The sequence below is a fragment of the Sphingobium xenophagum genome, from assembly GCF_031457465.1.
Taxonomy (GTDB): domain Bacteria; phylum Pseudomonadota; class Alphaproteobacteria; order Sphingomonadales; family Sphingomonadaceae; genus Sphingobium; species Sphingobium xenophagum_A.
In genome coordinates, this window is sequence record NZ_JAVDWV010000009.1 from 19,010 (window position 1) to 43,798 (window position 24,789).

At 63.3% G+C, this 24,789-nt stretch carries 26 protein-coding genes; 17 read left to right on the forward strand and 9 right to left on the reverse strand.

The annotated features are described in order from the left end of the window. From J2W40_RS10580 to J2W40_RS10595, 4 genes are all read left to right on the forward strand, one after another. On the forward strand, window positions 1-702 hold the full coding sequence (locus J2W40_RS10580) for an ABC transporter ATP-binding protein (protein ID WP_096062952.1): 702 nt from the start codon (window positions 1-3) through the stop codon (window positions 700-702). Between the two features lie 190 nt (window positions 703-892). Then, complete coding sequence (locus J2W40_RS10585) at window positions 893-2,098, forward strand: ABC transporter permease (RefSeq protein ID WP_310224510.1); 1,206 nt, start codon at window positions 893-895, stop codon at window positions 2,096-2,098. Between the two features lie 248 nt (window positions 2,099-2,346). Beyond that, complete coding sequence (locus J2W40_RS10590) at window positions 2,347-2,793, forward strand: RcnB family protein (RefSeq protein WP_310224512.1); 447 nt, start codon at window positions 2,347-2,349, stop codon at window positions 2,791-2,793. Window positions 2,794-2,943: 150 nt separating this feature from the next. After that, entirely contained in the window at window positions 2,944-3,354 is a 411-nt protein-coding gene (locus J2W40_RS10595; protein ID WP_310224514.1) for a BLUF domain-containing protein, read from the forward strand. Between the two features lie 4 nt (window positions 3,355-3,358). Here J2W40_RS10595 and J2W40_RS10600 read toward each other — a convergent pair whose 3' ends face one another. Then, window positions 3,359-4,759, reverse strand: coding sequence for a GntP family permease (locus J2W40_RS10600; protein WP_310224516.1), 1,401 nt, complete (start codon window positions 4,757-4,759; stop codon window positions 3,359-3,361). A gap of 335 nt (window positions 4,760-5,094) precedes the next feature. Between J2W40_RS10600 and rpsF the strand changes: the two genes are divergently transcribed. From rpsF to J2W40_RS10645, 9 genes are all read left to right on the forward strand, one after another. After that, complete coding sequence (rpsF, locus tag J2W40_RS10605; protein ID WP_310224518.1) at window positions 5,095-5,532, forward strand: 30S ribosomal protein S6; 438 nt, start codon at window positions 5,095-5,097, stop codon at window positions 5,530-5,532. A gap of 13 nt (window positions 5,533-5,545) precedes the next feature. Further along, on the forward strand, window positions 5,546-5,770 hold the full coding sequence (gene rpsR, locus J2W40_RS10610; protein WP_006950194.1) for a 30S ribosomal protein S18: 225 nt from the start codon (window positions 5,546-5,548) through the stop codon (window positions 5,768-5,770). A gap of 13 nt (window positions 5,771-5,783) precedes the next feature. Then, window positions 5,784-6,386, forward strand: a complete 603-nt coding sequence (rplI, locus tag J2W40_RS10615) for a 50S ribosomal protein L9 (RefSeq protein WP_310224520.1) — start codon at window positions 5,784-5,786, stop codon at window positions 6,384-6,386. A 192-nt stretch (window positions 6,387-6,578) separates the two neighbouring features. Further along, entirely contained in the window at window positions 6,579-7,625 is a 1,047-nt protein-coding gene (locus J2W40_RS10620; RefSeq protein WP_310224522.1) for an extracellular catalytic domain type 1 short-chain-length polyhydroxyalkanoate depolymerase, read from the forward strand. 39 nt (window positions 7,626-7,664) lie between these two features. Beyond that, window positions 7,665-7,997, forward strand: a complete 333-nt coding sequence (locus tag J2W40_RS10625) for a hypothetical protein (RefSeq protein ID WP_310224525.1) — start codon at window positions 7,665-7,667, stop codon at window positions 7,995-7,997. Next, window positions 7,994-8,227: a hypothetical protein gene (locus J2W40_RS10630; RefSeq protein ID WP_310224527.1), complete on the forward strand. Its 234-nt coding sequence runs from the start codon at window positions 7,994-7,996 to the stop codon at window positions 8,225-8,227. Before J2W40_RS10625 ends, J2W40_RS10630 begins: the two co-directional genes overlap by 4 nt. 93 nt (window positions 8,228-8,320) lie before the next feature. Further along, complete coding sequence (locus J2W40_RS10635; RefSeq protein WP_310224529.1) at window positions 8,321-9,253, forward strand: DUF808 domain-containing protein; 933 nt, start codon at window positions 8,321-8,323, stop codon at window positions 9,251-9,253. Between the two features lie 68 nt (window positions 9,254-9,321). After that, window positions 9,322-10,698, forward strand: coding sequence for an MATE family efflux transporter (locus J2W40_RS10640; protein ID WP_310224531.1), 1,377 nt, complete (start codon window positions 9,322-9,324; stop codon window positions 10,696-10,698). 74 nt (window positions 10,699-10,772) lie between these two features. Beyond that, on the forward strand, window positions 10,773-11,093 hold the full coding sequence (locus J2W40_RS10645; protein WP_037479154.1) for a hypothetical protein: 321 nt from the start codon (window positions 10,773-10,775) through the stop codon (window positions 11,091-11,093). A 115-nt stretch (window positions 11,094-11,208) separates the two neighbouring features. Here J2W40_RS10645 and J2W40_RS10650 read toward each other — a convergent pair whose 3' ends face one another. The 4 genes from J2W40_RS10650 to J2W40_RS10665 are packed head-to-tail and all read right to left on the reverse strand — an operon-like array spanning window position 11,209 to window position 14,539. After that, the gene (locus J2W40_RS10650; RefSeq protein WP_405053627.1) at window positions 11,209-11,976 is read right to left on the reverse strand and encodes an ABC transporter permease; all 768 of its coding nucleotides are present in this window, start codon (window positions 11,974-11,976) and stop codon (window positions 11,209-11,211) included. Then, window positions 11,976-12,908 carry an ABC transporter ATP-binding protein gene (locus J2W40_RS10655; RefSeq protein WP_310224535.1) on the reverse strand — a complete coding sequence of 311 codons (933 nt, stop codon included), beginning with the start codon at window positions 12,906-12,908 and terminating at the stop codon, window positions 11,976-11,978. The genes J2W40_RS10650 and J2W40_RS10655 overlap by 1 nt, the downstream gene beginning before the upstream one ends. Before the next feature lie 60 nt (window positions 12,909-12,968). After that, window positions 12,969-13,598 (reverse strand): class I SAM-dependent methyltransferase, encoded by a 630-nt coding sequence (locus tag J2W40_RS10660; RefSeq protein WP_310224537.1) that lies wholly within the window; start codon window positions 13,596-13,598, stop codon window positions 12,969-12,971. Between the two features lie 38 nt (window positions 13,599-13,636). Next, the gene (locus tag J2W40_RS10665) at window positions 13,637-14,539 is read right to left on the reverse strand and encodes a LysR family transcriptional regulator (protein WP_310224539.1); all 903 of its coding nucleotides are present in this window, start codon (window positions 14,537-14,539) and stop codon (window positions 13,637-13,639) included. A 107-nt stretch (window positions 14,540-14,646) separates the two neighbouring features. Between J2W40_RS10665 and J2W40_RS10670 the strand changes: the two genes are divergently transcribed. Further along, entirely contained in the window at window positions 14,647-16,146 is a 1,500-nt protein-coding gene (locus J2W40_RS10670; RefSeq protein WP_310224542.1) for a CoA-acylating methylmalonate-semialdehyde dehydrogenase, read from the forward strand. 72 nt (window positions 16,147-16,218) lie between these two features. Here J2W40_RS10670 and J2W40_RS10675 read toward each other — a convergent pair whose 3' ends face one another. Next, window positions 16,219-16,530: a GIY-YIG nuclease family protein gene (locus tag J2W40_RS10675; protein WP_310224827.1), complete on the reverse strand. Its 312-nt coding sequence runs from the start codon at window positions 16,528-16,530 to the stop codon at window positions 16,219-16,221. Between the two features lie 67 nt (window positions 16,531-16,597). On the opposite strand from J2W40_RS10675, the gene J2W40_RS10680 reads away from it, so the two are divergent. From J2W40_RS10680 to mmsB, 3 genes are all read left to right on the forward strand, one after another. Further along, window positions 16,598-17,743, forward strand: coding sequence for an acyl-CoA dehydrogenase family protein (locus tag J2W40_RS10680; protein ID WP_310224544.1), 1,146 nt, complete (start codon window positions 16,598-16,600; stop codon window positions 17,741-17,743). A gap of 172 nt (window positions 17,744-17,915) precedes the next feature. After that, on the forward strand, window positions 17,916-18,974 hold the full coding sequence (locus tag J2W40_RS10685) for an enoyl-CoA hydratase/isomerase family protein (protein ID WP_310224546.1): 1,059 nt from the start codon (window positions 17,916-17,918) through the stop codon (window positions 18,972-18,974). Between the two features lie 145 nt (window positions 18,975-19,119). Beyond that, the gene (mmsB, locus tag J2W40_RS10690) at window positions 19,120-20,004 is read left to right on the forward strand and encodes a 3-hydroxyisobutyrate dehydrogenase (RefSeq protein WP_310224547.1); all 885 of its coding nucleotides are present in this window, start codon (window positions 19,120-19,122) and stop codon (window positions 20,002-20,004) included. A gap of 84 nt (window positions 20,005-20,088) precedes the next feature. On the opposite strand, the gene J2W40_RS10695 is transcribed toward mmsB, so the two are convergent. From J2W40_RS10695 to J2W40_RS10705, 3 genes are all read right to left on the reverse strand, one after another. Next, a complete protein-coding gene (locus tag J2W40_RS10695; RefSeq protein WP_310224549.1) occupies window positions 20,089-21,312 on the reverse strand; it encodes a dipeptidase in 1,224 nt (407 codons plus the stop codon). Beyond that, window positions 21,312-23,687 carry a TonB-dependent receptor gene (locus J2W40_RS10700; protein ID WP_310224551.1) on the reverse strand — a complete coding sequence of 792 codons (2,376 nt, stop codon included), beginning with the start codon at window positions 23,685-23,687 and terminating at the stop codon, window positions 21,312-21,314. Before J2W40_RS10700 ends, J2W40_RS10695 begins: the two co-directional genes overlap by 1 nt. Before the next feature lie 161 nt (window positions 23,688-23,848). Next, entirely contained in the window at window positions 23,849-24,625 is a 777-nt protein-coding gene (locus J2W40_RS10705) for an enoyl-CoA hydratase-related protein (RefSeq protein ID WP_310224553.1), read from the reverse strand. Window positions 24,626-24,789: the final 164 nt, after the last annotated feature.

Sequence of the window (24,789 nt, forward strand, 5' to 3'; positions counted from 1 at the left end):
ATGGCGATCGCACCGATCATCTCCTTGCGCGGAGTCACAAAAGTCTATGGCGAAGGCCCGACCGCCTTTCAGGCATTGAAGGGCATCGACCTCGACATCGAACAGGGCGATTTCGTCGCCGTGATGGGACCATCCGGCTCCGGCAAATCGACGACGATGAACATCCTTGGCTGCCTCGACGTGCCCTCGGCAGGCACCTTCCTGTTCAAGGGGCATCATGTCGAAACGCTCGACCGCGACCAGCGCGCCCTGCTGCGCCGCCGCTATCTCGGCTTCGTATTCCAGGGCTTCAACCTGCTGTCCCGCACCACCGCGCTCGAAAATGTCGAACTGCCGCTCATCTATCGCGGCGAGGACAAGAAGACGCGCTATGATCTCGGCATGGCAGCGCTCGACAAGGTGGGCCTCAAACAGTGGTGGGACCATACCCCCGCCGAACTGTCGGGCGGCCAGCAACAGCGCGTCGCCATCGCCCGCGCCATCGTCACCAGCCCCGACGTGCTGCTGGCCGACGAGCCGACCGGCAATCTCGATTCGGAACGATCGGTGGAAATCATGGAATTGCTGACCGACCTCAATCAGAACAGCGGCATCACCGTGCTGATGGTCACCCACGAACCCGACATGGCCGCCTTCGCGCGGACCATCGTCCATTTCAAGGACGGTCTGGTCGAACGGATCGACAATGAGGTGACGGCGTGATGGGGATAGCGATCAAGCCTTCTCCCCGTGGGGGAGAAGGATACGCAGCCTTAGGCGCGAAGCGACTTAGGCGGAGTTGGAAGAGGGGGATAGGCCCTCGCGGCGGATCGCTGCCCCCTCTCCAAGCGACGCTAGCCAGCAAGCTGGCAAGCTTGGCTCTCCTCTCCCCCAAGGGGCGAGGAGAGTTCGGATGCTAGGCACCACCATCACCCTCGCCTTCCGCGCGATCAACCGCCACAAGTTGCGCAGTTTCCTCACCACGCTGGGCATCATCATCGGCGTTTCCGCCGTCGTGACCATGGTGACGCTCGGCAACGGCGCGACGGCGGCCGTGCGCCAGCAGATCAGTTCGCTCGGTGCCAACGTCCTGCAATTGCGGCCAGGGCAAGGCTTTGGTCGCGGCGGCGGCGGCCCCCGCCCGCCCGATTTCAAGACAGCCGACCTCACCGCCATTCAGAACCAACTGACCGGCGTGCGCGCCGTCGCGCCGCTGGTGCAGTCGAGCGGCACCGCCATCTATGAAGGCAATAACTGGTCCACCACCGTCTATGGCACCACATCGGCCTATTCCGAGGTCCAGCAATGGACCACCGATGTCGGCCGCCTGTTCCTGCCGGAAGAAGAAGATGCCGGACGCCCAGTCTGCATCATCGGCAATACCGTGCGCACCAACCTGTTTCAGGGCGCGGACCCGGTGGGTCAGCGGATGCGGATCAAGGGCGTCTCCTGCCAGGTGATCGGCGCGCTCAAGACGCGCGGACAGGGCGGCTTTGGCGATCAGGACGATGTCGTCGTCATGCCGATCAAATTCGTGCAGCGTCGCTTCACCGGGAACCGCGACATCAGCCAGATCATGGTCGCGGTCGACGACGCCTATGACACCGCTGCGGTGCAGACCAGCCTTGAGGAACTCATGCGCGAACGGCGCAAGATCAAGGCCGGGTCGGAGGATAATTTCAACGTCTTCGACACCAAGCAGATCAGCGATACGCTCACCGGCACCACCACCATCCTGACCCAGATCGTAGGCGCGGTGGCGGCCATCTCGCTGCTGGTCGGAGGCATCGGCATCATGAACATCATGCTGGTATCGGTGACCGAGCGGACCCGCGAAATCGGCATCCGCCTCGCCATCGGCGCCGTCGCGCGCGAAGTGCTGATGCAGTTCCTGGTCGAGGCGATCGTGCTGTCATGCCTCGGCGGCCTTATCGGGCTGTTGCTGGCACTGGTTGCCACTTTCGCCATCGCGCCGCTGATGCAGGTGCCCTTCCTCTTCGACATCAAGGTCAACCTGATCGCCTTCCTCTTCTCTGCGGCAATCGGCGTCGTGTTCGGCTATTTCCCGGCACGGCGAGCAGCAGCCCTCAACCCCATCGACGCCCTGCGCCACGAATAGCAGACAGTTCATCCTCCCCCTGCGGGGGAGGTGGCTGGCGCAGCCAGACGGAGGGGTGTCCGGCTATCCATCTAGCGCCCAAACCCCTGAAATCTCGCCTTTCCTGAACAGCCATTCAGCCAAAACACCCGCTTGATACAATTTCCGACATCTTCGCCTCTTCCTGGCACATCCTCGCGACAAGCGCGGCCTATCTCTGTTCTCGACGCCGCAGAGGGCGCCCGAAACAAAGGCAAAGGAGCAAGCACATGTTCAAGAAGATCATCATGGCCCTGGCCACCACAACCCTGGTCGCCAGCCCCATCATCAGCGCGCAGGCCCAGGCCCAGAGCTACGGCCCGCAGCACCGCCAGCAGCAGACCCGCACAGTCGTCAAGCAACAGCCCAACGGCCGCACCGTGGTCAAGCAAAAGACCGTCGTGAACAAGCCCGGTGTGCGCAACAACGGCAATGTCGTCTATCGCGGCAACGCCTATCAACCGAACCGCAATGCCGTGGCCAATCATCGCTGGGCCAAGGGTCAGCGTTTCGACCGTCGCCAGGCCACCAACTATCGGGTGATCAACAATTATAGCGGCTATCGCCTGAACGCCCCGCCGCGTGGCTATCAGTGGGTCCAGTCGGGTAACGACGCGGTGCTGATCGCCCTCACCAGCGGCATCATCGGCGCAGTCATCGGCGGCGCGATCCGCTAAACCAGATACCTCCCGAAAGCCGGAGGGTCGCATGGATGCCCCAGGGGTTCTCTCTCCCCCCTGGGGCATCTTCATGCCTGATCCAGGTTAAATACCGCATATTAAGGGGTTTTCCCTATATTGGGCACAGGGGCCGAACCGGGAAAGTCCATGTCACTGCATCAGATCATGTATATCAGCACCGTCGTCGGCACGGTCACGCCGCAGGAATGCGCTGAAGTCGCGCAACTCTCCGCAGTCAACAACCAGCGCGACGATGTGACCGGCCTCCTGCTGTTCAACTCGCGCCGCTTCCTCCAGGTGCTGGAAGGGCCAAGGGATGCGGTCGAACGCATCTTCGCCCGCATCTATGACGACCCCCGCCACCGCGCCGTCGTCAAGCTGCGCGAAGGCACGATCGAGACACGCGAATTTGGCCAATGGACAATGGCCTATGACGACCCCGCCCGGCCGTCGAACAGCCTGAAGGACAAGGTGGCCGCCTTGCTCGAACGGGCCGGTCCCTCGACCCGCGCCCATTTCATCGGCTCGGCGGACCTGCACCGCTCGGCCGCCCGATAAGGGATCAGACCATCCCGGTCAGATAATAGACCGCGATCACGACAAAGACGGTCAGCGTCTTGATAAGCGTCAGCGCGAAAATATCCTTATAGGCCTGCCGATGGGTCAGCCCCGTCACCGCCAGCAGGGTAATGACCGCGCCATTGTGCGGCAGGCTGTCCATACCCCCCGACGCCATCGACGCCACCCGGTGCAGCACTTCGCGCGGGATGCCCGCCGCGTCGCCCGCCATCATGAACTGGTCCGCCATGGCGGCCAGCGCGATCGACAGGCCACCCGAAGCCGATCCGGTGATCCCGGCGAGCGACGTCACCGTGATCGCCTCGTTGATCAACGGATTGGGAATCGCCTTGAGCGCTTCCTTGACGACCAGGAAACCCGGCAGCGCCGCGATCACCGCGCCGAACCCATATTCCACCGCCGTATTCATCCCCGCCAGCAAAGCGCCACCCACCGCCGCCTTCGACCCTTCGGCAAAGCGTTTCGCCACGGTGCGGAAGGCGAATATCAGGATCGTCGCAATGCCGAGCAGCAATGCGCCCTCCACCGCCCACAGCGCGGACACCTGCGCCACCTGCACCTCCACCGGCGCGGCCATCCCCACCAGCGACAAGGTGACGACATCGTCGCTCACCCAGCGCGGAATCGCCATCGTCAGCAACAAATTGCCGACCCCCACCACCAGGAGCGGCAGCAGCGCGATCAGCGAATGTACCGGGGTGGCGTCCTCCACTGGCTCCGGCTCGTTGACCAGCGTTTCGGGCGCACCATAGCCCTCGCCTGCCGCCATCAGCGTCCTTCGCCGCCAGCCAAGATAGGCCAGCCCCATCGCCGCGATACAGACCGACCCGATCGTCCCCAACACCGGCGCGGCCCAGGTCGTCGTGCCAAAGAAGCTCGTCGGAATGATATTCTGGATTTGCGGCGTGCCGGGCAGCGCATCCATGGTGAAGGTGATCGCGCCAAGGCCGATGGTCGCGGGCACCAACCGCTTGGGAATGTCGGCCCGGCGAAACATCTCAGCGGCAAACGGATAGACAGCGAACACCGCGACGAACACCGACACCCCGCCATAGGTCAGCAATGCCGTCACCAGCATGATCGCCGGTATCGCCCGCCCCGCGCCCACCACGCCGATCACCGCCGTCACGATCGCGCGGGAAAAGCCCGAAATCTCGACCAGCTTGCCAAACAGCGCGCCCAGCAGAAACACAGGGAAATAGAGTTTCAGGAAACTCGCCACCTTCTCCATGAACAGGCCGGAAAAAGCAGCAGGCACAGCGGCCGGATCAGTCAGGAACACCGCCAGCATCGCCAGCAACGGCGCCATGATGATGACACTCATCCCCCGATAGGCCGCGATCATCAGCAGGATCAGTGACAAGGCGGCAATCGCAACGGCCATATACTCTCCTGCTCCTCAACACCGCCAGGCGTCTTGTTTCTGTTCCCCGGCGAAGGCCGGGGTCCAGTCCGAACGTAACAACTGGACCCCGGCCTTCGCCGGGGAACGCTTTGCGATGGTCGCGCACTATCTATATTCAGTCTGCGCTGGCAAGTCTGTCGGATCACATAGCCACGCGAGCCCCTTGCCTTTCCCCCGCATTTCAGCCATAGGCCCGCCTTCGCGACGGACCGGGGTGACTCGCTCTAGTGCGAAGATACGGAACGAGACGACAGCCGGAGGGGCGCTGCACATGGGGTGCGCGTCAGCAATCGGCCAACAGAAAAGGCATTATCATGGCTCTGTACGAGCATGTGTTCCTTGCGCGCCAGGATCTGGCACAGGCGCAGGTGGACGCGCTGGCGGAAATCGCCACCAAGATCGTCGAAGAGAATGAAGGCAAAGTCACCAAGGTCGAGACCTGGGGCCTGCGTTCGCTCGCCTACAAGATCGCGAAGAACCGCAAGGCGCACTACGTCATGCTGAACATCGACGCGCCGGGCAATGTGATCGCGGAGCTGGAGCGCCAGACCCAGATCAACGAAGACATCATCCGCTACATGACCGTCAAGGTCGATGAGCTGGAAGGTGGCCCGTCGGTCATGATGCGCAAGCAGGAGCGTTCGGAACGTGGTGATCGCGGTCCCCGTGGCGACCGGGGCGATCGTGGCCCGCGCGAAGACCGTGGTGATCGTGGCCCGCGCCGCGACCGCGACGAAACCGCTGGCGAATAAGGAGACCTGAACCATGGCACGCCCATTTTTCCGCCGCCGCAAGAGCTGCCCCTTCGCCGCGAAGGATGCGCCGAAGATTGATTATAAGGACGTCCGTCTGCTCCAGGGCTTCGTGTCCGAGCGCGGCAAGATCGTTCCCAGCCGCATCACGGCCGTTTCGGCCAAGAAGCAGCGCGAACTGTCCCAGGCCATCAAGCGCGCCCGTCATCTGGGCCTGCTGCCCTACATCGTGAAGTAAGGGAGTAAGCCCCATGGAAATCATTCTGCTCGAACGCATCGAGAAGCTCGGCGCCATTGGCGACATCGTAACCGTCAAGGACGGCTACGCCCGTAACTTCCTGCTGCCGAACAAGAAGGCGCTGCGCTCCAACAACGCCAATAAAAAGGTGTTCGAGGCCAACCGCGCCAAGATCGAAGCTGACAATGCTGCCCGTCGTGCCGACGCGGAAGCCGCGGCCGATGGTGTCAACGGCACCCAGATCATCCTGATCCGCCAGTCGTCCAACGCTGGTGCGCTCTATGGTTCGGTTGCGGTTCGCGACATCCTCGAAGCGCTCAGCGCGCAGGGCATCAGCAATGTGACCAAGTCGATGATCGTGCTGGAACGCCCGATCAAGACGCTCGGCGTGTTCGACGTCAAGGTTGCGCTGCACCCTGAAGTCGTGACCACGATCCAGGTCAACGTCGCCCGCTCGCCGGAAGAAGCCGATCTCCAGTCGCAAGGCGTGGACGTGATGGCTGATCTGTTCGAAAAGGACGAGAGCGGCTTCACCGAAGACTATGATCCTAACGCTGAACCAGGCGAAATCGCCACGGACAAGGCTGAAGACGAAGCCCCGGCCGAAGACGCCTGAGCCTCCTCTTCCGATCAAACGAGAAAGCCGCCCCGCAACGGGCGGCTTTTTTGTTGATAGGTCACTACATGTTAGAGCAAGCCGCGTAAGTAAATGCTGCACTGCGGGATCAAAGTTTCGCGCGGCCCGTTTCCCTGTTAAGGCTTGCATCGTGGTTCGCCCGCAACCGCGCGCCAGCCAAGGGGACGTCCCATGAAAAATCCATTCGCCTCGGCCATGAAGGCCGCACGACTCATGCAGAAGGGCCGCCCCCTCTCGGCGGCACTGGCCATGCACGGCGCGCTGTCCCCTTCGCCCAAGCCCGCCAAGCGCAAACCCGCCGCCAAGCGAACGCCCAAGCCGACGCCGCCCGCCCGGCCCCTGCCCGGCAGCTTCATCGACGGCCTGTTCGAAAGCAAGCATGGCACGATCCGCTACAAGCTCTACACGCCGACCGGCTCCGCGCGCCGCCGCATGCCGATCGTCGTGATGCTGCATGGCTGTTCCCAATCGGCGGGCGATTTCGCGACCGGCACCGGCATGAACCAACTCGCCGACGAACGCGGCGTCATCATGCTCTATCCCGAACAATCCCGGTCGGCCAATATGGCCCGCTGCTGGAACTGGCACCGCCCCGGAGACCAACTGCGCGGCAAAGGCGAACCAGCCCTGATCGCCGGGCTGACCCGCCACGCCATCGCGTTGGCCCGCGCCGACCCCACGCGCGTCTATATTGCGGGCATATCCGCAGGCGGCGTCGCAGCCGCCATCATCGGCCAGGCCTATCCCGAACTGTTCGTCGCGGTCGGTATCCATTCCGCCCTGACCCGTGGCGACGTCAGCACCGTCAGCGGCGCGCTGGCCGCCATGCGTGGCCGCGCCACGAGCGAGGCCCCGACCGGCCGCACCCCCCGCCCCCGCCCGACCATCGTCTTCCACGGCGACGCCGACACCGTCGTCCATCCCTCCAACGCCGATGGCTTCCTATCGCTGCTCGAACGGTCGCCCCACGGCCCGCTGGTCAGCCGGTCGGAGGAAGGCATGTCGGAGGGCGGACGCGCCTTCACCCGCACCGAACATCGCGATGGGAAGGGCGACGTCATGCTGGAAAACTGGACCATCCATGGCAGCAGCCACGCCTGGTCCGGCGGTGCGCGCGCAGGCTCCTATACCGATCCCGCCGGTCCCGACGCCTCGCGCGAAATGCTGCGCTTCTTCCTCGCCCGCAGGCGCAAGCCGGTGCGTAAGGCGGCATCCTGACACCACGGAACGCCGCCCCGCGCGGCGCGTTGCGCCATCATGGAAAACCCTGCGCTGATCGAAAAGCTGGCCCGCCATCTCGCCACGGACGCACCCGACGACTGGCCCGCCCGCGTTCAGGATGCGGCCAGCATCCTTGCGTTGATGAAGGAACCCGACGAAGCCATGCGCGCCGTCGGCGATGCGGCGATCTGGGAAGCGATGATTGACGCTGCCCTGCGCGAACGCTGGACTGTGGCGCAGCCAAACGCAACCGATAGCGATTCGGGTGGTTCGGACGAAGAAGGCGAAATCCGGCTGACATCCGACGCCGTCGGCCATGACAAAGCCGATTGGGTTCACATGCATCATGAGGGGGATAAGCAATCATGAAGGGTCTGTTCAAACTGGCCATCGTCACCGGCCTCGGTGCCATCGCGCTCAAGGGCTGGCGCGCATGGATGGGCGACGGCAAGGTGGCCGATGATCGCGGTGCCGTCGGCTCGTCAGGAATCGTACGTGACGCCGGGCCACAAGAAGGTATTGCAGAGGCGGATTGGGACAAGGTCGATGAACAGTCGGACCAGAGCTTTCCCGCCAGCGACCCGCCGGGCAATTACTAACCTATACACGCCATTGCTCCCCAGTCGCCCGGCCTCTATGAAGCGCGCGCAAGGGGCGGCCGATTTTCGCCCATAATAGGGGAATAACCGTCCATGCCTTCGGGTCTGATTGCGCTGCTCGACGATGTCGCGGGCATTGCTCGCCTCGCCGCGACATCTTTGGACGACGTCGCCGCCGCAGCGGGCAAGGCGGGCACGAAGGCGGCGGGCGTGGTGATAGACGACACCGCCGTGACGCCCAATTATGTCATGGGCCTCAGCCCGGAGCGCGAGTTGCCGATCATCTGGCGGATCGCCAAGGGGTCGCTCCGCAACAAACTGCTCTTCCTTCTACCCGCAGCTTTGCTCATCAGCGCCCTGGCACCATGGCTATTGCCGCCCCTGCTCATGGTAGGCGGCGCTTTCCTCTGTTTCGAAGCGGCGGAAAAACTGCTGGAGGCGTTCCAGGGTGGTCATGACGTTGTCGAAGAAGCACTGGCGACCCTCAATTCCACTGATCTTGAAAATCAGAAAGTATCAAGCGCGATCCGCACCGATTTCATCCTGTCGGGTGAGATCATGGCCATCTCGCTCGGCACAGTGGCCGACAAGCCCATCTGGGAGCAGGCGATCGTCCTGGTCGTCGTCGCCATCGCCATCACGGCGGGCGTCTATGGCGTCGTCGGGCTGATCGTGAAGATGGACGATATCGGCCTCCACCTCGCCCAGCGCGCCTCCTATGTCACCCGCGCAATCGGCCGTGGCCTCGTCAAGGCGATGCCGATCCTCATGAAGATATTGAGCGTCGTCGGCACCGCCGCGATGCTGTGGGTCGGCGGTGGCCTCATCGTCCACGGCCTGCACGAATTTCACTTCGACCTGATCCCCGGCACGATCCATCATGTAGCGCAGAGCGCGGCGCAGGCCCTGCCCGCCATCGGCCCCGTGGTCGATTGGGTGGTCAATGCGATCGGCGCAGGCATTGTCGGCCTCATAATCGGCGCCATCATCGTCGCCGTCCTGCATCTGTTCAAGAAAAAGCACTAAGCCAAACGGTCCGTGCTCCTGCGCAAGCAGGAGCCCAGGGCGCAACGGCACACCCGATCTTCTGGACCATGGCCGTGACCCACCCCTCCCCCTGGCGCATCGAAGCCACCGCGCTCATAATCCTCGCGCTGCCGATGATCGCGGGCAATATCGCTTGGTCGGCGATCGCCGCGACCGACCTGCTGCTGCTCGGCCGCCTCGGCGCAGAGGCCGTCGCAGCGGGCGCGCTCGCCATCAACCTGTTCCACGCCTTCCTGCTGTTCGGCATGGGCCTTGTCACCGCCGCCTCGCCGCTCATCGCCAGCGAGCGCGGCCGCCGCCGCCATTCCGTGCGCGACGTCCGCCGCACCGTTCAGCAGACGCTGCGCGCCGCCCTCTTCTTCGTCCTCCCCGCATGGGTTATCCTGTGGCAGTGCGAGGCGATATTGCTCGCCATGGGGCAGGATGCCGACCTCTCGCGCAATGCCGGACATCTCATGCACGGCATGCAATGGGCGCTGCTCCCCTTCCTTGGCTTCACCACGCTGCGGACCTTCATCGCTGCGCTGGAACGACCGATCTGGGGCCTGCTCATCATGCTATGCGCACTGCCCTTCAATCTGCTCATTGGCTGGGCGCTGATCTTCGGCCATCTCGGCTTTCCGCCGCTCGGCCTCTTCGGCGCCGGGCTGGCCGGCACCATCTCATCGGCCTTCCTCTTCTTCGGCCTGCTCGGCGTCATCCTCATCGACCGGCGCTTCCGCCGCTATCGCATCCTCGGTCGCTTCTGGACGCGCGACCGCGAGCGGCAGCGGCAGGTATGGGCGCTCGGCCTGCCGATCGCGATCACGCTCGGCTTTGAAACCACCGTGTTCAACGCCTCGGCGCTGCTCATGGGGCTGATCGACCGCGATTCGCTCGCCGCCCATGCGGTCGCGATCCAGATCGCGGCGCTCGTTTTCATGGTGCCGATGGGCATAGGCCAGGCCGCCACCGTGCGCGTCGGCATCGCCCATGGGCGGCATGATCGCGCCGGGATCGGCCGCGCCGGCTGGCTGGCGCTGATCCTGGGCACGGGCTTTGCCGCCGCCGCTGCCGCCGCCCTCATCCTGATGCCCCGCACCCTGGTATCCGTGTTCCTCGACCTCGACAACCCGGCCAATGCCCGGACCATCAGCCTCGCCGTCAGCTTCCTCGCCATCGCGGCCCTGTTTCAGCTTGTCGATGCCGCGCAGGCCGTTGGCGCGGGCGTGCTGCGCGGGTTGCAGGACACGACCATCCCGATGATCTTCGCGCTCATCGGCTATTGGGTGGTGGGGATCGGCGTCGGCAGCCTGCTTGCCTTCCCGCTCGGCATGGACGGTCTCGGCATCTGGCTGGGCCTCGCCAGCGGCCTTGGCGTTGTGGCCGTCATGCTGGTCATCCGCTGGTCCTTACGCGAACGGCTCGGCCTCGTCCCGGCCTGATTGCGTTGCGCGTCCATGGTGCGGCGCACAAAGCAATTGAAAGAATCGGCAAAATCAGTCATGAATCGGACATCATGCAAGCCCCGACCGAGATTTTTGAAGCGATCGCGCTCCAGAAGTGCCTTAAGGTGACCTATAACAAGATGGTCGTCACCCTGGCCCCGCACATCCTCTACACGCGCCATGACGAATTGTTCATCGACGCCGTGACCGTCGATCGCGACGGCACCCCCCCGCGCGAGCTCAAGCTCGGCACCTTCAAGCTGGTCGGCCTGTCCGACCTCAAGGTGCTGGACGAGCAATTCGAGGCGATGCACGGCCTCTACGACCAGAATGACGACAAATATCGCAACGTCACCCTGTTCGCCGTAGCCCCGGAAAGCGCCGCCGCCTGATCGGCAGCTTTGCCGTATAAACCCCGTTCGCCCTGAGCCTGTCGAAGGGCTAGGCTGAGCGAAGTCGAAGCCCCTTCTCTTCGCTCAGTCGGCATCGGCGACCGTTACGGCCCCCTCACTTCTTCAACCGATACCCCGTCCGAAACATCCACGCGATGATAGCAATACACACCGCCAGCATCCCTGCGACGAACAAGAGGCTGAACTCGATCCCCACATCCCCCTGGCCAAAGAAGGTCCAGCGGAAGCCGGAGATCAGATAGACGATCGGGTTGAAGAAGGTGATCGTCCGCCACGGCTCGGCCAGCATCTGCACCGAATAAAAGGCCCCGCCCAGAAACGTCATCGGCATGATCAGCAGCATCGGGATCACCTGCAACTGCTCGAAACTCTGCGCCCATACGCCCAGAATGAAACCGAACAGGCAGAAGCTGATCGCGATCAGCACCATGAAACCCGCCATCGCAAAGGGATGCGCCACCTGCACATCGACGAACAGATGCGCGGTCAGGAAGATGATGCTGCCGACGATCAGCGACTTGGTCGCTGCCGCGCCGACATAGGCGATGATCGTCTCGGTCGCCGACACCGGGGCCGACAGCAATTCATAAATGGTGCCGGTGAATTTGGGCATATAGATGCCGAAACTCGCATTGAAGATGCTCTCGGTGAACATCGACATCATGATGAGGCCCGGCACGATGAAGGCGGCATAGGGGATTCCGTCCACCTCCGTCATCCGCGACCCGATCGCCCCGCCGAACACCACGAAATAGAGCGATGTCGTGATCACCGGCACCAGCAGGCCGGTCATCAACGTGCGCCGAAATCGGTGCAATTCGAACAGGTAGATCGCCGCAATGGCGCGCAAATTCTGGAGCATCACGCTGCCTTCTCCTGATGAACCAGGCTCACGAAGATATCCTCCAGGCTGCTCTGCCGCGTATTGAGATCCTTGTAGGCGATGCCCAGGTCACCCAACCGCCGCAGCAACGACGACACCCCGGTCCGCTCCGCCGTCGTATCGAAAATATATTCGATCTCATGGCCATCATCTTTCAGCGTCACGTCCCACTCGGCCAATTCGCCGGGCACGGTGGTCAGCGGCTCGGCCAGCACGACGCTCAGCGTCTTCTTGCCCAGCTTCTTCATCAGCGCGACCTTGTCCTCGACCAGCATCAGCTCGCCGCGGTTGATCACCCCCACCCGGTCGGCCATTTCTTCGGCCTCCTCGATATAATGGGTGGTCAGGATGATGGTGACGCCGGTCTGGCGCAATTCGCCGATCAGCGTCCACATGTCGCGCCGCAACTCGACGTCCACGCCCGCCGTCGGCTCGTCCAGAAACAACACGCGCGGCTCATGGCTCAGCGCCTTGGCGATCATCACCCGGCGCTTCATGCCGCCCGACAATTCCAATATCTTGCTGTTGCGCTTGTCCCACAGCGACAGGTCGCGCAGCACCTTTTCGATATGCGCCGGGTTGCGCGGCTTGCCGAACAGCCCGCGGCTGAACGTCACCGTGTCGATCACCCGTTCGAACTGGTCGGTGGACAATTCCTGCGGCACCAGCCCGATCGCCGACCGCGCCCCGCGATAGTCGCGCACAATGTCATGCCCGGCCACCGTCACGCTGCCGCCCGTCGCGCGCGCAATGCCGCAGATGATCGAAATCATCGTCGTCTTGCCCGCGCCGTTCGGCCCCAGCAGCGCGAAAATCTCGCCTTCCTCGATGGTCAGGTCAACGCCCTTGAGCGCCTCGAAGCCTGACGCATAGCGTTTGGTCAGGCCTTCAATCTCAATGATGGATGCCATGAATGGCTCAGCCCCTTTTTGCAGTGCGGCAAAGATAGGGACAAGATTGCCAAACGCAACCTATTCGCCCCGTCGCGTGAACCGAAAGACCGTTGCAGGCGGGAAATTGCGCACAGTCTGGCCGACACGCACTACATCCAGCCCCAGCGCCTCGATAACCTCCCGATTAACCGGGTGCCGCATCGAATAAGTGAACTGCACGAAGCTGCCCCCCGGCTGCAACATGCGGAAAGATTCGGACAATATGTCGTGATGCATATAGCGGTCCATCGCCAGCAGCGGCAGCCCGCTCACCACCACCTGATAATCGCCCGGTTCGCCCGTCGTCGCGGTCGACACGATCTGCGCCGGGGTTTCCAGCACGGATACCTGCGGAAAATGCCGCCGCAATCCGCGCGCAAAGGCAGGGTTGATCTCCACCACCTCCAGCTTTTCGGGCGGCAGGCCAGTCTTCAGAATGGCGCGCGTGAACACGCCCGTTCCCCCGCCCAACTCCAGCACCCGGCCATCGGCGGGGTCGATCTGCGCCACCATCAACCGTGCAAGATAGCGGCTCGACGGCACCACCGAGGCGGTCTGGCGCGGCTTCTGGACCCAGGCGGCCAGGAAATCGAGATATTCGGTGGCGCGGGCGCGAAATTCCCCGCTCGGAAGAGCGATCGCCCGGCTGCGCTTGGGCTTATGCTGCATGGGCGAAATACGACCGCTCTCTATCCATCGCGACTCCCTTAGCGAGCCGGAGCCGTCCCGTCGATTGGCTTTAGCGTTTCGATGCGTTCTTGCAGCCAATCAGCCACCGCCGCGATCCGCGCCAGTTTGCGCAGGTCGCCATGCATGACCAGCCAGAAGCTGCGCGTAATCTCCACCCGCTCGGCCATCAACGGCACCAGCGCCGCGTCACGCCGCCCGATAAAGTCCGGCAACACGCCGATCCCCGCGCCTTCCGCGATCATTCGCTGCTGCATGATGATGCTGGTCGATCGCAAATGCGCCTCCAGCCCCGCCTCGACCTCGTCCAGATAATCCAGTTCCGGCGAAAAGATGAACTCCGGCACATAGCCGATCAGCGTATGCCCGCGCAGGTCAGCGGGCGTATCCGGCCGCCCCGCCCGCGCCAGATAGTCGGGCGAGGCATAAAGATGCAGCCGATAATCCCCCAGCCGCCGCACCATCAATCGCCCGCGCTGCGGCCGCGCCAGCATCACCGCCATGTCCGCCTCGCGCTTGGACGGATTGAGGAAACCCGACGCCGTGATCAGGTCCAGCCTTATGCCCGGATGCCGCCGGTTGAAATCGCCCATCCCCGGCGCCAAGACCCAGGTGCCGAACCCTTCCGCCACCGACAGCCGCACTTGCCCCGCCAGCGTGCGCTCCTGCCCGCGCATCTCCTCGACCGCCGCCAGCGCCGCGCTCTCGGCCGCCTCGGCATGGCCCAGCAACTCCTGCCCGCGCACCGTCAGGCTCCGCTCGCCCGCACCCATTTCGAACAATTCGGCATCCAGCGCCTTTTCCAACCGCGCCAGCCGCCGCGCGATCGTGGTCGCGTCGATCCCCAGCGCCCGCGCCGCCGGTGCCACCTTGCGCGCCCGCGCCACGGCCAGAAACACGCGCAGGTCATCCCAATCGAACATGCCGCCCCACCCCTGCAAAATTGCAGGCCACCCATGCATAACTTCCCCATTGCTTGCAATAACGCAAGAAGCCTAGAAGGCGGCAACAATTTGAGAGGATGCCTTCCATGCGTGAGATTTCGCACAAGCTCGCCTTCACCCATGACGCGCCAGCGACACGCTATAGCGACGTGTTCGATCCCAATAATGGCGGCGTCCAGGCCCGCGTGGCGCTGGGCGATGCCGCCCTGCTCGACCTCGCCGTCGCGGCTGCCAAGAAAGCGCAGCCCGCCTGGGCCGCCGTCAACCCGCAGCGCCGCGCCCGCGTCATGTTCAATTTCAAGGCGCTGGTCGAAGCGAATATGAACGAGCTGGCCCACCTGCTCAGTTCCGAACATGGCAAGGTCATCGCGGACTCCAAGGGCGATATTCAGCGCGGCCTCGAAGTCATCGAATTTTGCTGCGGCATCCCCCACGTCCTCAAGGGCGAATATACCCAAGGCGCAGGGCCGGGCATCGACGTCTACAGCTTCCGCCAGCCGATCGGCATTGGCGCGGGCATCACCCCCTTCAACTTCCCCGGCATGATCCCGCTGTGGATGTCGGGCGTCGCCATCGCGACCGGCAACGCCTTCATCCTCAAGCCCTCCGAGCGTGACCCCTCGGTCCCTGTCCGCCTCGCCGAACTGTTCAGCGAAGCGGGCCTGCCGGACGGCATCCTGCAAGTCGTTCAGGGCGACAAGGAAATGGTCGACGCCATCCTCGACCACCCGGACATCAAGGGCGTCAGCTTCGTCGGCTCGTCCGACATCGCCCATTATGTCTATAATCGCGGCGTCGCCGCCGGAAAGCGCGTCCAGGCGATGGGCGGCGCGAAAAATCACGGCATCGTCATGCCCGACGCGGATCTCGACCAGGTCGTCAACGACCTGTCCGGTGCCGCCTTCGGCTCGGCCGGCGAACGCTGCATGGCCCTCCCGGTCGTCGTGCCGGTCGGCGAAAAGACCGCTATTGCCCTGCGCGAAAAACTGATCCCCGCGATCGAAGCCCTGCGCGTCGGCGTCTCCACCGATGCCGAAGCCCATTATGGCCCGGTCGTGACCGCCGCGCACAAGCAGAAAATCGAAAACTGGATTCAGACCGGCGTCGATGAAGGCGCGGAACTGGTGGTCGATGGCCGCGGCTTCACCCTGCAAGGCCATGAGGAAGGCTTCTTCGTCGGCCCCACCTTGTTCGACCATGTCACCACCGGCATGAGCGCCTACAAGGAAGAGATTTTCGGCCCCGTCCTCCAGATGGTCCGCGCCGACAGTTTCGAAGAAGCCGTCGCTCTCCCCAGCCAGCATCAATATGGCAATGGCGTCGCCATCTTCACCCGCAACGGCCACGCCGCCCGCGAATTTGCCGCCCGCGTCGATGTCGGCATGGTCGGCATCAACGTGCCCATCCCGGTCCCGGTCGCCTATCACACTTTCGGCGGCTGGAAACGCTCGGCCTTCGGCGATACCAACCAGCACGGCATGGAAGGCGTGAAATTCTGGACCAAGGTCAAGACCATCACCCAGCGCTGGCCCGACGGCGGAGTAGGCGATGCGGCGAATGCCTTCGTCATCCCAACCATGGGGTGATGGGATGGGGGGAGCGACAACGCATCCCCCCACTCTGCCGTCATGCCGGACTTGATCCGGCATCCATTGGCTCTACGCTTGATCCAGAGGCGGCAAACCCAACACCATGGCTCGATCCTCCCAAAAGGGATTATCCTTTTCGATGAGCGCCACCTTCCACTCCCGTCGCCATCTCTTGAGCTTCTTCTCAAGCGCGATCGCAGTGGGGAAATCGGCCTGATGTTCGAACCATACCAACCGCTGGACCCCGTATCGCCGCGTAAAACCATCGAATACGCCGGTGCGATGTTGATGGATACGCTCGAACAAATGCCCTGTAACACCAATATACAGCGTAGCATGCCGACCGCTTGCAAGGATGTAGACACAGGGCTGGTTGGACATGATGATCATATGAAGCGCCAATGGATGCCGGATCAAGTCCGGCATGACGCCAATTTAGGGTAAGGCAATGACCAACCAATTCGACCTCACCGACGACCAACGCGAAATCCAGGAGCTCGCGCGCCGCTTCACCGCCGACGCGATCACCCCGCACGCCGCCGAGTGGGACGAAAAACACATCTTCCCCCGCGACACGATCCGCGCGGCGGCGGAACTGGGCTTTGGCGGCATCTACGTCTCTGAAGGCTCCGGCGGTATCGGCCTTGGCCGCCTCGAAGCCGCGCTCATCATGGAAGCCATGGCCTATGGCTGCCCCTCCACCAGCGCCTTCATCTCGATCCACAATATGGCCGCGTGGATGATCGACAGCTATGGCAGCGACGCGCTCAAAGCCGCCTATCTCCCCGACCTCATCCCCATGGCCCGCATCGCCAGCTATTGCCTGACCGAAGCGGGCGCAGGCTCGGACGCGGCCAGCCTCAAGACCAAGGCGGTCAAGGATGGCGACCATTATGTCGTCACCGGCTCCAAGCAATTCATCTCCGGCGGCGGCGAGAATGAAGTCTATCTCGTCATGGTCCGCACCGGCCAGGAAGGGCCAAAGGGCATTAGCTGCCTCGTCATCGACAAGGACATGCCCGGCGTCAGCTTCGGCGCGCAGGAGCGCAAGCTCGGCTGGCACAGCCAACCCACCGCCCAGGTCAATTTCGACGCCGTCCGCGTCCCCGTCGCCAATCTCGTCGGCGCCGAAGGACAGGGCTTTGCCATCGCCATGGCGGGCCTCGACGGCGGCCGCCTCAATATCGGCGCTTGCTCGCTTGGCGGCGCGCAACGCTGCATCGACGAAGCGGTCCAATATACCAAGGACCGCAAGCAATTCGGCCAATCCATCGCCGATTTCCAGAACACCCAGTTCATGCTGGCCGACATGGAGACCGAGTTGCAGGCCGCCCGCACGCTCCTATACGCCGCCGCCGTCAAGGTGACCGACAATGCCCCGGACAAGACACGCTTCGCCGCCATGGCCAAGCGCTTCGCCACCGACACCGGCTCCTCCGTTGTCGACCGCGCGCTGCAACTCCATGGCGGCTATGGCTATCTGATGGACTATCCCGTCGAACGCTTCTGGCGCGACCTGCGCGTCCACTCCATCCTCGAAGGCACCAACCAGGTCATGCGCATGATCATCGCGCGGGACATGTTGCGGGACTGACTACCCCCCTCTCCCCATGGGGGAGAGGGTTGCGAAGACTTGGCAGCGTGCTGCCTAGTCGTAGCTGGGAGAGGGGGATGCGCCCGCGCGGCCCCCTCTCCAACTTCGCCTAGGCGCGTACGGCGCCAAGGCTTCGTATCCTCTCCCCGCCGGGGAGAGGAAGGAGAGATATATGACCGACCAAGTCCTGACCTTCATCGAAAACACTATCGGCCGCATCCGCCTCAATCGCCCCAAGGCAATCCACGCCCTGACGCCAGCCATGTGCGACGCGATCAACACCGCGCTACTCGCCTGGCGCAGCGACGACAGCGTAACCGCCGTGATGATCGACCACAGCGAAGGGCGCGGCTTCTGCGCGGGCGGCGACATAGCGCTCATCGCCAACAGCGCCAAAACGGACTGCGTAGAAGCCGAACGCTTCTTCCACCACGAATATCAAATGAACCATCTGCTGTTCGTCTATGACAAGCCGATCGTCGCCTTCATCGACGGCATCGTCATGGGCGGGGGCGTGGGCATCTCCCTCCCCGCCCGCTACCGCGTCGCGACCGAACGCACGACCTTCGCCATGCCCGAAACCGGCATCGGCCTCTTTCCCGATGTCGGCGGCGGCTGGTATCTCCCCCGCCTGCCCGGCCGGGTCGGCGCATGGCTGGCGGCGACCGGCGCGCGGATCGACGGCGCCGATTGCGCCGCCAGCGGCATCGCCACCCACTATATGCCATCCGAAACAGTAGATGACGTCAAGGCCCGCATCCTCGCCGACCCCGCCAATCTCGCGACCATCCTCGACGCCGCCACGCAAACGCCCCCACCCTCCAAACTCGAAGCCGCCCGCCCCGACATCGACCGCCTCTTCGCCTCGGACAAGGCGGAGGAGATCGTCGCCGCGCTCGACGCGGACGGTGGCGAATGGGCGACCAAGCAGCGCGCTACCCTGGCCACCAAATCGCCCCAGACGATCAAGGTCGCCCTGCGCCAACTGATCGAGGGCGCGGCCCAGCCCAATTTCGCATCCAACATGGCGATGGAATATGGCCTCGCCTGCGCGATCATCCGTCGCCCCGATTTCGTCGAGGGCGTGCGCGCGCTGATCTTCGACAAGGACAACAAGCCGCAATGGAACCCGGCCACACTGGAAGAGGTCAGCGAAGCGATGATCGATGCGATTTTCGTGCCCCTCCCCGCCGACCAGCAATGGACGCCGCTTCCAGCGCTCGCGACCTGATCTGTCCTACACCGCAGGCGCCTGCTATCATCCCGATGCACGCTGCCTGCCCCACGCCGCCCGCTTTCCGATAGGATCAGGGCCGCGCACGAATATGTCCGTTTTTACGGGAAATATGCGAAGTTAAGCAGGAGAGAAGAGCATCATGACCCAGACCATCGCCTTCATCGGACTCGGCAATATGGGCGGCGGCATGGCCGCCAATCTGCTCAAGCACGGCTATGCCGTCCGCGCCTTCGACCTGTCGGAAGAAGCAATGGCCAAGGCGGAAGCCTTGGGCGCCATCCGCGCCAGCAGCGCCGCCGACGCCGCGACCGATGCCGACGCCGTCGTCACCATGCTGCCCGCCGGCAAGCATGTCGAAAGCGTTTATTCGGGCGAAGTCTATGGCGCGGCCAGCCCCGGTGCCTTGTTCCTCGATTGCTCGACCATCGACGTCGCCACCGCCCGCCGCGTCATCGACGCCGCGACCGACAGAGGCTTCGACATGGTCGACGCCCCCGTCTCCGGCGGCATCGCGGCGGCCAATGGCGGGACTTTGACCTTCATGGTCGGCGGCACCGACGCCGCCTTCGAACGGGCCAAGCCGATCCTCTCGGCCATGGGCAAGGCGGTCATCCACGCGGGCGGCGCAGGCAATGGCCAGGCGGCCAAAATCTGCAACAATATGCTGCTCGGCGCGACGATGGTCGCCACCTGCGAGAGCTTCGCCATGGCCAAGAAGCTGGGCCTCGATCCCCAGACCTTCTACGACATCTCCAGCGTCTCGTCGGGCCAAAGCTGGTCGATGACCAGCTACTGCCCGGTCCCCGGCGTCGGCCCGCAATCGCCATCCGACAATGGCTATCAGGGCGGTTTCGCCGTCGGCCTGATGCTCAAGGACTTGAAACTCGCCACCGAAGCCGCCGCCTCGGTTGGGGCATCCGTCCCCATGGGCAACGTGGCGGAATCGCTCTACCAACTCCTCGCCAACCAAGGCGAAGCCGGGCGCGACTTCTCCCTCATGATCGAGATGCTGGAGGGGAAGTAACCCCCTCCGTTCGTTTCGAGCGAAGTCGAGAAACGCTGGCACCCCGCTTGCCGCTTCTCGACTTCGCTCAGGGCGAACGGTACATCACGTCCCCTTCCCCGCCTCAGCCGCCGCCAACACGCGCAACACATTGCCCGCCCAAATCTTCTGCACATCCGCCTCGCTATAGTCGGCCTTCAACAGCGCCTCGGTGATCCTGGGCAGGTCGAGCACATCCTCCATGCCGACCACCCCGCCGCCGCCGTCCCAGTCCGCGCCGATGCCGACATGGTCCGGCCCCACGACCTTGAGCGCATGCAGCATATGCGCCATGAAATCATCGAAGGTCGCCCGGTCGGTCTCAGGATAGAGCCGGTCGATCTCCTGCCGCTTCGCCAGCAGTTCCGCCCGCTTTTCCGCCGTCATCTTGCCGCCATCCCGCATCGACGCGAACAGCGCGCCCATCGCCTTCTGCCGTTCGGGGTTCGGCTTGGCCGCCTTCAGATAAGCCCCATAAGCGTTCATCTGAATGACGCCGCCCTTGGCCGCCAACGCCTTCAACCGATCATCATCAATGTTGCGCGGATGGTCATACACCGCCTTGCACCCCGAATGGGTCAGCAGGACGGGCGTCGTCGACAAGGCCAGCAGATCGTCCAGCACTTGATCAGAACTATGCGATGCATCCGGCACGATGCCCAGCCGATTCATGTCCTTGAGCAATTGCTTGCCCAGCGGACTTAGCCCGCCATAGCGCGGCTTCTTCGACGGGTCGGTCGAACTGTCGGCAAACTGGTTATGCGCGAAATGGGCAAAGCCCACCACCCGCACGCCCATGTCGTAAAAGGTCTGGAGCAGGCCGACATCCTCGCCCAGCGGATAGGCATTTTCGATCGACATATAGACGACCCGCTTGCCCGCCGCCGCGATCGGTGCGGCGTCCTTGGCCTCCAGCGCCAGCGCGAAATTGGCCGGGTCCGCCGCCACCATCTCGCGGATCGACACGCCCCGCATCAGCGCGAAATCGCGCGCCTTGGCAAAGCCCTCGACCGTCAACGGCCCTTGGCCCGTATAGATGGCCCAGAAACCGCCATCCAGCCCGCCCTTCTTCATGCGCGGCAAATCGACCTGGGTATAGTCGCTATGCACGCCATGTTCCTCGTCGATCGACCAGTCAGGCAGGTCGAGCGAGGCGGGCGTGTCGAGATGGCTATCAAGCGTCAGCAGCTTCTGGTGCAATTGCTGCACCTTCTTGGGCAACTCCTGCGCCGACACCGCAACCGGGAGCAGCGCGATCAGCGCTGCACCCATCATAAGTCCAACCCGCATCAGATTTCGCCCGAAATGGTGAACTGGAACGTCCGCGGCGACAGCGGACGGAATGCACCGTCGCCGGTTACCGTCGATGAAATATAGGACAGCGTGTCCTTGTCGAACAGATTGTCGACATTGATCCGCGCCTTGATCCCCTTGACCGGGCCAAGGCTGATGCCGTCACCAATATCGACATAGGCACTGAACACGGTGAAGCCCGGCACGCTCGACCCCGGCGTATTGGTGAAGGTCGACCAGCGCTTCGACGTATATTTGCCCGAAATATTGCCGACCAGCCAGCTTGCCGGTTCCACCGTCACGCCGCCGCTGACGATCCATTTGGCGCTGTCGGGAATATATTTGTCGGCGATCAGGATCGGCGTCGCCGCCGGGATATCATCCTTGAACTTGGCATTATTGTACGTGACGTTCATGTTGCCATAGGCCAGCCCGTTCAAGAATGACGGCTTGTAGGTGCCGGCAAACTCCACGCCATAGGACCGCACCCGACCGACATTCTGGAAGAAGGTCTCGGTCGATGCGCCACCACCCGGCACGAAGCTGGTGATCGACTGGATGCGGTTGTCGAACTTGGTGTAGAAGGCCGCCAGCGACGCATAAAGCTGGCCCTGATTGGTGCGGATGCCCAATTCCATATTCTTCGACCGTTCGGGCGCTGGCTGCGGCACCAGCCCGCCGCCGGGGCGGATCACCGAATAAATATCGTCCATCCCCTTGGGCAGCGCCATATTCTCGGCATAGGAAGCGAACATCTGCGTCCGCTCGTCGAACTTGAAGAGCAGGCCCGCCATCGGCAGGAAGAAGTCGCTATAATGGGCGGTATTACTCTGCGGCCCATAGCCCGGCACGCCTTGACCTGCGACAACGCGATAATAATCGTCAAACTCGCGATAGCCGCGATAGCCATAGTCCAGATTGAGCCCCTTGAACCCGACGTCCAGGATCAGGCGATCCTCCATCAGCTTGAGCGTATCCTTGAGAAATATCTGCAACGTGTCGCGCTTCGAACGATAGTCGCGGCGCAGATAGACCAGCTCGTCCAGGTTCGGCGCGGAATCGGGTGCGCCATCGACCGTGTTATAGCGGGCCTGGGTCCGGTGATATTTGTCGACCTCGGCCCACATTCCGGCCTCGACCATGTTGTTGCCCATTTCCCAATGCAGCTTGGTGGTGATGCCATAGCGATCACCGCCGACGCCCGACACCCCATATTGCACGCCCTTTGGCGCAACGACGGCCAGCCCGGCCTGCGCCTGGGGCGTATAGCGGCTCAGCGAGTTGGCATAGCCATCAGGCGACACGCCATAGCCGTCCTTGTCTTCCCAATAGAGGGTCGATTCCGCCCACACGCCTTCGGCAATGCCCGCATGGAAGGTCGCGCCATAGAGCTTGTCCTTGCGGACGTTGATCGCCAGATTATAGACGCCGGTATAAGCAGCGTTGGAATAATAGACGTTCGGCGCGCTCGCCAGCGGCGCGAAGCCCGGCGTCGTATTCGGCACATTCTCGATCAGGGCAAAGTCACGCCCGCACTGGCCCAGCGCATTGCGCGACACGCAATTATACTGCGCGCGGGTGATGGTCGGCGAGTCATAGTCGAAAAAGTCATTCGACACGAATTTGAACCGCGCCCAGCTGTCGCCGCCAAGGTCCGCGTGAATCTGCCCTTCCCAATGCTCGCGATCGACCGTGCCAGGTCCACGCCATAGGTCGGTGTTCAGCTTGGTGCGGCTGACATAGGCGCGGAACGGGCCGACCTGGCCCGTGCTGGCGCGGATGAAGGTGCGCTTCATGTTGAAGTCGCCAAAGCTCTGGGAGACGAACAGGCCCATCTCTTCCTGCGGCGCAATGCTATTATATTGCACCACCGGCCCCAGCGTCGAATAGCTGGGCAGGCTCACATCGCCCGCCCCGATCGCGGCCTCGACCACGCCCAGATTTTCATTGTCGACATAGCGGAACACCGGGCTGCCGCCGAACGCATCGCTGCGCCCCGTGGGAATGCCATCGACCACGAACCCGATCTGGTCCAGGTTGAACGCGCGGGTCTGGACGCTGTTACCGAATTCATAGAGGCCCAGCGCCCCGTCGGTCTGCACGTTGAAGCCGGGCAATTGCTCCAGCATTTTCAGGCCCGAAATGCCGGACGGCGCGGACAGCAGCGCCTCGCGCGTCACCGCCACGACATTGCTCACCTTGTCCTCGCCGATCGCCTCGGACGATTGCGAAATACGGCGGCCGGTAACGGTGATGCTCGTCTCGTCATCGCCGACCGGCTCCTGCGCATGGGCGGCAGGAACCAGGGCTGCGGCGGCACAGGCCAGCAGCAGCGCGCGAGTGGACGGACGGACGACAAAATGGACGGACATGAAGAGGCTCCCTGGGTGTCATGAGCCGATCAGGGTGACGCGCAGGGCGTCGCACCTCTCCATGGATTGTTGTTCAGTTTCCTTCTGAAACGAGGATGCCCAAAAAAGCCGCCATCATTCTGTCATAAAATTGCTGATTGTTGCTGATCGGCTCCAGCAGCTCAGCGCCCCTTCCAGACGCCGGGTCGCTTCTCGACAAAGGCGGTCATGCCTTCCTTCTTGTCCTCGGTCGCGGTCAGGATCTGGAACATGCGCCGCTCGGTCAGCAATCCTTGGGCAAGGCCCGTCTCGAAGGCGATATTGACCATTTCCTTGTTCACCATCGCGGCCATCGGCGGCATAGCGGCTATGGTGGCCGCCGTCTTGAGCGCATCGTCCAATAGCTCGGCGGCAGGCACGATCCGGCTTACCAGCCCCGACCGTTCGGCTTCCTCAGCCCCCATCATCCGGCCGGTCAGGCACATGTCCATCGCCTTGGCCTTGCCCACCGCACGAGTCAAACGCTGCGATCCGCCCATGCCCGGCGCGACGCCCAGCTTGATTTCGGGCTGGCCGAATTTCGCCGTGTCGGCCGCGATGATGAAATCCGCCATCATCGCCAGTTCGCACCCGCCACCCAGCGCAAAGCCCGCCACCGCCGCAATCCACGGCTTGCGGGTGGCAACCACCTTGCTCTGCCAGCCGGAAAAGAAATCTTCCAGGAAGAAATCAGCGCCATCCTTGTCGACCATCTCCTTGATGTCCGCACCCGCCGCAAACGCCTTTTCGCTGCCGGTCAGAACGGCGCAATGCTGGGTCGGGTCCGCATCATAAGCGGCAAAGGCAGCGCTCAGGTCGCTCAGCATCTGGCCGTTGAGCGCATTCAACGCTTGCGGCCGGTTGAGCGTGATCAGCGTCACCGCATCGCGCTGCTCGACCAGGATCGTTTCATAGGTCATTGCCATCTCCCATTATTGCGTTGCCAATCAAGACCGCATCAATTCCGATAAATCCTCCCCCTGTGGGGGAGGTGGCAGCCCGAAGGGCTGACGGAGGGGTGTCACCCTCTCGATAGCGGGACACCCCTCCGTCTGGCTGCGCCAGCCACCTCCCCTTCCAGGGG

Excerpts from the sequence above, each read along its gene's own strand:
- J2W40_RS10580 (WP_096062952.1), top strand. The coding sequence starts at position 1 with ATGGCGATCGCACCGATCATCTCCTTGCGCGGAGTCACAAAAGTCTAT.
- J2W40_RS10585 (WP_310224510.1), top strand. The coding sequence starts at position 893 with ATGCTAGGCACCACCATCACCCTCGCCTTCCGCGCGATCAACCGCCAC.
- J2W40_RS10590 (WP_310224512.1), top strand. The coding sequence starts at position 2,347 with ATGTTCAAGAAGATCATCATGGCCCTGGCCACCACAACCCTGGTCGCC.
- J2W40_RS10595 (WP_310224514.1), top strand. The coding sequence starts at position 2,944 with ATGTCACTGCATCAGATCATGTATATCAGCACCGTCGTCGGCACGGTC.
- J2W40_RS10600 (WP_310224516.1), bottom strand. The coding sequence starts at position 4,759 with ATGGCCGTTGCGATTGCCGCCTTGTCACTGATCCTGCTGATGATCGCG.
- rpsF (WP_310224518.1), top strand. The coding sequence starts at position 5,095 with ATGGCTCTGTACGAGCATGTGTTCCTTGCGCGCCAGGATCTGGCACAG.
- rpsR (WP_006950194.1), top strand. The coding sequence starts at position 5,546 with ATGGCACGCCCATTTTTCCGCCGCCGCAAGAGCTGCCCCTTCGCCGCG.
- rplI (WP_310224520.1), top strand. The coding sequence starts at position 5,784 with ATGGAAATCATTCTGCTCGAACGCATCGAGAAGCTCGGCGCCATTGGC.
- J2W40_RS10620 (WP_310224522.1), top strand. The coding sequence starts at position 6,579 with ATGAAAAATCCATTCGCCTCGGCCATGAAGGCCGCACGACTCATGCAG.
- J2W40_RS10625 (WP_310224525.1), top strand. The coding sequence starts at position 7,665 with ATGGAAAACCCTGCGCTGATCGAAAAGCTGGCCCGCCATCTCGCCACG.
- J2W40_RS10630 (WP_310224527.1), top strand. The coding sequence starts at position 7,994 with ATGAAGGGTCTGTTCAAACTGGCCATCGTCACCGGCCTCGGTGCCATC.
- J2W40_RS10635 (WP_310224529.1), top strand. The coding sequence starts at position 8,321 with ATGCCTTCGGGTCTGATTGCGCTGCTCGACGATGTCGCGGGCATTGCT.
- J2W40_RS10640 (WP_310224531.1), top strand. The coding sequence starts at position 9,322 with ATGGCCGTGACCCACCCCTCCCCCTGGCGCATCGAAGCCACCGCGCTC.
- J2W40_RS10645 (WP_037479154.1), top strand. The coding sequence starts at position 10,773 with ATGCAAGCCCCGACCGAGATTTTTGAAGCGATCGCGCTCCAGAAGTGC.
- J2W40_RS10650 (WP_405053627.1), bottom strand. The coding sequence starts at position 11,976 with ATGCTCCAGAATTTGCGCGCCATTGCGGCGATCTACCTGTTCGAATTG.
- J2W40_RS10655 (WP_310224535.1), bottom strand. The coding sequence starts at position 12,908 with ATGGCATCCATCATTGAGATTGAAGGCCTGACCAAACGCTATGCGTCA.
- J2W40_RS10660 (WP_310224537.1), bottom strand. The coding sequence starts at position 13,598 with ATGCAGCATAAGCCCAAGCGCAGCCGGGCGATCGCTCTTCCGAGCGGG.
- J2W40_RS10665 (WP_310224539.1), bottom strand. The coding sequence starts at position 14,539 with ATGTTCGATTGGGATGACCTGCGCGTGTTTCTGGCCGTGGCGCGGGCG.
- J2W40_RS10670 (WP_310224542.1), top strand. The coding sequence starts at position 14,647 with ATGCGTGAGATTTCGCACAAGCTCGCCTTCACCCATGACGCGCCAGCG.
- J2W40_RS10675 (WP_310224827.1), bottom strand. The coding sequence starts at position 16,530 with ATGTCCAACCAGCCCTGTGTCTACATCCTTGCAAGCGGTCGGCATGCT.
- J2W40_RS10680 (WP_310224544.1), top strand. The coding sequence starts at position 16,598 with ATGACCAACCAATTCGACCTCACCGACGACCAACGCGAAATCCAGGAG.
- J2W40_RS10685 (WP_310224546.1), top strand. The coding sequence starts at position 17,916 with ATGACCGACCAAGTCCTGACCTTCATCGAAAACACTATCGGCCGCATC.
- mmsB (WP_310224547.1), top strand. The coding sequence starts at position 19,120 with ATGACCCAGACCATCGCCTTCATCGGACTCGGCAATATGGGCGGCGGC.
- J2W40_RS10695 (WP_310224549.1), bottom strand. The coding sequence starts at position 21,312 with ATGCGGGTTGGACTTATGATGGGTGCAGCGCTGATCGCGCTGCTCCCG.
- J2W40_RS10700 (WP_310224551.1), bottom strand. The coding sequence starts at position 23,687 with ATGTCCGTCCATTTTGTCGTCCGTCCGTCCACTCGCGCGCTGCTGCTG.
- J2W40_RS10705 (WP_310224553.1), bottom strand. The coding sequence starts at position 24,625 with ATGACCTATGAAACGATCCTGGTCGAGCAGCGCGATGCGGTGACGCTG.